This window comes from uncultured Mailhella sp. (assembly GCF_905187505.1).
Lineage (GTDB): Bacteria > Desulfobacterota > Desulfovibrionia > Desulfovibrionales > Desulfovibrionaceae > Mailhella.
Genome location: NZ_CAJJIC010000194.1, coordinates 1 through 2,500, shown reverse-complemented (window position 1 = coordinate 2,500; position 2,500 = coordinate 1). Strand labels below are relative to the sequence as shown.

The window sequence follows — 2,500 nt, the reverse complement described above, 5'->3', positions numbered from 1 at the left end:
TAAAAAGCTGAAAGAAACAAGGGGGCGCGGGGGGAATTATTCCCCCCGCTGCCTTTCCTGCCTTTCCTGCCTTTTCTATCCGGTGCGCAGTTCCGGGGGGAGCTGGCGGCGCGCGCGTTCGGACTCAAAGGAGTTTCGGCAGTGGTCTTTTTCCATGAAGAAGATGCGGTCGATGGCGCGACGGGGCCAGGAGCGGCGGCCGTTTTTTTCCCAGCGCCAGGCGCGGGAAGAAAGGGTTTCGTCGGGCCAGCCTGCGAGAAGCGCATTGACGAGCTGGTCAATGGCGATGAGCACGGACTTGCCGTACGTCACAGGTTCAGCCCCTGGGGCATTCTGTAGTCCGGCACGATGGCCTCGACTTCTTCGGCCGTGACGGCGGCGCCAAGTTCATCCTCATATTTCTGACGCTGACCGGTGAGGTATCCCGTGGCCACGGCAAAGGCGTCGGCCTTTTTTATGATGCGGGACACAAGTTCCGCCTTGTCCATGCCACGGCCTTCGGCAAGGGCGTCGACGAGGGGCGTTTCGGCCGAGCTGTCGGCAAGCCAGGCGCGGGCTTCGGTCTCCTGCTTGTCGAAGGTCAGAAGCTCCGTGCTGGGATAGGTGGACACAAGAGACGACACGGCCAGATTATAGGCGGCGTTGATTTCGGCAAGCCTTGCGCTCTTCCGTTCCTCAAGGGTAGGCTGCGCGGGAGGCTGTTCCTCGGTCACGATGTCGGGATGTTCCTGCGCGTATCTGTTCACGGCCTCCCATTCTTCCGTCCATTCTCTGGGCACGTGGTACGGCATTCCATTTTTGTCGATGACATACGAACCGTCTTCAACACGCCTTATGACATATGCCGTTTCCATGTCAGTCCACCCTTATGCATATGGCTTTTATGTAGTTCGTAGAGTTATTGGTTCCCGTGACATAGCTGCCGCCCGCAGCGGTGCCGGTGTATACGGCCGTATAGTCATAGTTTACATTCGCCTGAACGGCAAAATACATCCACGTTCCGCCGGAAGGGAGCTTTACCCGGTAACTGTTCGCCGAAACGGTTTTTACCCGGGAAGCGTCAATGACGCTGCTGCCCATCCAGGTAAGCAGGCCGTTCGTCTGGCCGGTAAGCGAGTTCGACACGCTGTCGTTGGAGGCCATGAGCTGAAACTTTCCCGCATCTTCGCTCCGCTCGTTGCCGGACAGATAGAGAGACGCGCCGTCCGCGTATCCCGACGGGCCGGAAAGAAAAATGAGACGCCCGGTTTTATCCGTCTTTCTGACAAAGTAGTCCGACTTGTTCCCTATGATGTCGCCCGTCATGGTTCCGCCGGACAGCGGAAGGTTTTCCGAAGCGCTGCCGGTCACGTCGCCGGTCACATTTCCGGTCACGTTGCCCTTGATGTTGCAGGTCAGCTCCGTGGCCCAGGTTCCGTCGCCGCGAAGCGGTCTTGCCTGCGCGCCCTTGGCGGGCGCGGGAACAAGCCCGGTCTTGCCCGCGGCGGAAGACGTGGCGCCGGTCATGGTTTTGGAAAGGGTTTCGTTCTGGCTTTCGCTTTCCGCCTTCACGTCGGCCATGAGCTGACGAATGGCGTTGTTGATGCCCGAAGGCGGACAGCCCTCGGCTATGTTGATGCCCGATATCGTGGTGTTCAGATCCGGGTCCGTGCTGTAATCGCTGACGGCCATGCCATCTCCTTGTTTCTTTGCCCTGTCCGGGAACGCCCGGACGCATCAGCCCCTTCTGCCGCTCATGCGGGGACGCACGAGCCTGCGCCTTCTTGCGCCGTTGTCCGTTCCGGCCTGCGGTGCGGACTGCCCGACGGCTTCCAGTTCCGCGGTCACGGCTGCGCCGGAAGGCTTCACGGCTTCGGAAAAGCGCTCGGGAGACAGGCCGGAAAAATCTTCGGGCCGCCCGTTCGCCACCACGGAAGCGGTCGAACCCGCGGGATTGTTCCGTTCCGCAAATCCGGCCTGCGCCCGCTTCTGCGCGTCGAGGCTCCTCATGCCCTCCAGCGTGTCGAGACCGGCACGCCCCACAAGCTGACCGAGGCTTCTTTCGCCGTTGTTTCCGGCAAGCATGGAAAGCCCGGCTATGAAGGCGGCGGAAGCGGGATCGCTCCGCACCGCATCCCAGGCCTGATTCGTGTACTGCGTCCGCCTTTCCGCCTCCGCAAAGGGAGAAACAAAACCTTCAAACATATTACCACCTTAAAATAAATATTCGGACGCGGAACCTGCACGACGGGCATGGCATTTAACGCCGGAAGTGAATTCCGGCCTACCGCCGCCCGAGTTCCGCCACCGCCCGTCTGCCCCGGACACGCTGTACGGACGCGGGACTTGCACGACGGGCATGGCATTTAACGCCGGAAGTGAATTCCGGCTATTTATGCCCGTCGGCCGGGCTCCTGATGTCGCCCGGGGCCCCAGAGCGTTGAAAGACCGCCGGCCTTCGCAGCGGCCCGGGGCCCCAGAGCGTTGAAAGACCGCCGGCCTTCGCAGCGGCCCGGGGCCC

The 2,500-nt window shown here is 61.3% G+C and carries 4 protein-coding genes; all 4 read right to left on the bottom strand.

The annotated features are described in order from the left end of the window. Window positions 1–75: 75 nt before the first annotated feature. From QZZ60_RS11220 to QZZ60_RS11205, 4 genes are read right to left on the bottom strand one after another with little or no spacing between them, the layout of a single operon-like run. Window positions 76–312, bottom strand: a complete 237-nt coding sequence (locus tag QZZ60_RS11220) for a pseudouridine synthase (RefSeq protein WP_295641436.1) — start codon at window positions 310–312, stop codon at window positions 76–78. Beyond that, entirely contained in the window at window positions 309–854 is a 546-nt protein-coding gene (locus QZZ60_RS11215) for a hypothetical protein (protein WP_295641434.1), read from the bottom strand. The genes QZZ60_RS11220 and QZZ60_RS11215 overlap by 4 nt, the downstream gene beginning before the upstream one ends. A 1-nt stretch (window position 855) precedes the next feature. Continuing rightward, on the bottom strand, window positions 856–1,671 hold the full coding sequence (locus QZZ60_RS11210; RefSeq protein ID WP_295641432.1) for a hypothetical protein: 816 nt from the start codon (window positions 1,669–1,671) through the stop codon (window positions 856–858). Between the two features lie 45 nt (window positions 1,672–1,716). Beyond that, a complete protein-coding gene (locus QZZ60_RS11205) occupies window positions 1,717–2,184 on the bottom strand; it encodes a hypothetical protein (RefSeq protein ID WP_295641431.1) in 468 nt (155 codons plus the stop codon). Window positions 2,185–2,500: the final 316 nt, after the last annotated feature.

Excerpts from the sequence above, each read along its gene's own strand:
- QZZ60_RS11205 (WP_295641431.1), bottom strand. The coding sequence starts at position 2,184 with ATGTTTGAAGGTTTTGTTTCTCCCTTTGCGGAGGCGGAAAGGCGGACG.
- QZZ60_RS11210 (WP_295641432.1), bottom strand. The coding sequence starts at position 1,671 with ATGGCCGTCAGCGATTACAGCACGGACCCGGATCTGAACACCACGATA.
- QZZ60_RS11215 (WP_295641434.1), bottom strand. The coding sequence starts at position 854 with ATGGAAACGGCATATGTCATAAGGCGTGTTGAAGACGGTTCGTATGTC.